This window comes from Aquimarina agarilytica ZC1 (assembly GCF_000255455.1).
In the GTDB taxonomy this organism is placed as follows: domain Bacteria; phylum Bacteroidota; class Bacteroidia; order Flavobacteriales; family Flavobacteriaceae; genus Aquimarina; species Aquimarina agarilytica.
The window spans coordinates 1-1,567 of record NZ_JH621327.1; the positions used below are offsets into that span (position 1 = coordinate 1).

1 protein-coding gene is annotated in these 1,567 nt (G+C 29.1%); it reads right to left on the reverse strand.

Translation table 11 applies throughout. The features are described 5' to 3' along the window. Positions 1 to 154 precede the first annotated feature (154 nt). Positions 155 to 1,450 carry an IS1380 family transposase gene (locus tag KQA_RS0218140; RefSeq protein ID WP_010183061.1) on the reverse strand — a complete coding sequence of 432 codons (1,296 nt, stop codon included), beginning with the start codon at positions 1,448 to 1,450 and terminating at the stop codon, positions 155 to 157. Between the last annotated feature and the right edge of the window lie 117 nt (positions 1,451 to 1,567).

A 1,567-nucleotide genomic window follows, 5' to 3' on the forward strand; every position in this document is an offset into this window, starting at 1 on the left:
TTTTAGAATTGAAAAGTTTGACTTTTTTGTATTTACTTTCTTTTTTTTAGTCCAGAAAACATAAAATCACTGTCTTTAACAGTGCATATCCAAACACTTTAACCCCAAACAAGTTGGGGTTTTGCCTTTTTCATAAATTGTTGTCATTTAATTTTTAGGTTTTAAAATGAATATTTCCATAAACCCTAAGTTTTTGTTGTCTGGATGTTTTTATCCATTTTGCAGGTATAGCTATAAATCTAAAAATGAATTTTTTAATTCTGTATTTAGGGTTCAATCCTTCATATTTTATTGAGAATTTCTCTATAATGTATTGGTATAAGTTTCTGCACATTGCAGTAAACATTAAAAAAACGGTGTTTTGTTCTAGCTTAGAAAAAGGTAAGTTATTCCATCCAAAATCGTTTTTGAGTACATCAAATTCTTTCTCTATAGCACCACGTTGATTATAAAAGCTTACCACTTCATTTACTGATAAATCGTAGTCGTTGGTTAAAATTGCAGAATATAAGTATGCATCTTTTGTAAATAAATTAACTTGTTTGTCCTTTCGTTCAATTTTAGTAACTACTAACCTGTAATCTTTCGCTTTATAAAGTTCTCTTTTTCTTTTTAAAGTCCGTATAAATGGTGTAAAAGTAATTTCTCCTCTAAAAATTGTTTCTGAATTTGTTTCAATTTTAACCCAATTATTAATCTCAGAAATTCTTTGAGCTAGAGCGGCACTCATACAAGCCCTAATAAAAAATTTATTAGTGTTTTTTGAGACTAAATCTATAACATTAACTTGGTAAGAAGCTGCATCAGCTCTAAAAGAATCGATATTTATATTTTGTTTTTTTAGTTCTTCAAACATTCGTGTGAGTGTTTCAAATTGTAAATCTTTTGCTGCGCTATTCCCATTTCTATTTTCTACAAAAACAATTTTATTTTCAATTATACCTACTCCAGGACAGTATCCAAATGATTTTTTATATGTTGATCGGCTATCCAATTTATTAGTAAACAAAATGGTATTATCATAATCTAAAGTATGATTCTCATGTGCAGGTAAGTTCAGTTTCTGTAACAATTTTAAATTTAACTCATTCAAAAAATGATGTAAACTAAACTGATGTAAACTTGTACCCCTAGGTAGGGTGAATAGATCCTTTGGTAAGGATAATTCTTTCATCCTATCTAATATCCTATCAGGACTAGGGATTTTAAAAAATGGATTATGATCTAAGTGTCCTTTTAGATTAGATGAAATATCTTCAATGCAATCACCTCCACAAAAATAAATTGACCAAAAAGAGTATAGAATATCCTTCCAATCATAAGAACATTGAGGAGCTAAACTAGGTAAATTAGCAGTTAGAAATGAACCTAAGCCAAGTCTTTCAAATTCATCAATGACAAAATTTAACCCTCCAAATGGATTTATCTGTTCAGATTTTAATACTTTCATAATGTGTTTTGTAGCTACACCAATTTAGGTGAAAACACATAAAACCGCAAACCTTTATCAATAAAGAGTTTGCGGTTGTTTTATCCTATAGACCTACGGATTTAAGGTGCAAATCCG

Coding starts and splice junctions, on each gene's coding strand:
- KQA_RS0218140 (WP_010183061.1), bottom strand. CDS start 1,450: ATGAAAGTATTAAAATCTGAACAGATAAATCCATTTGGAGGGTTAAAT.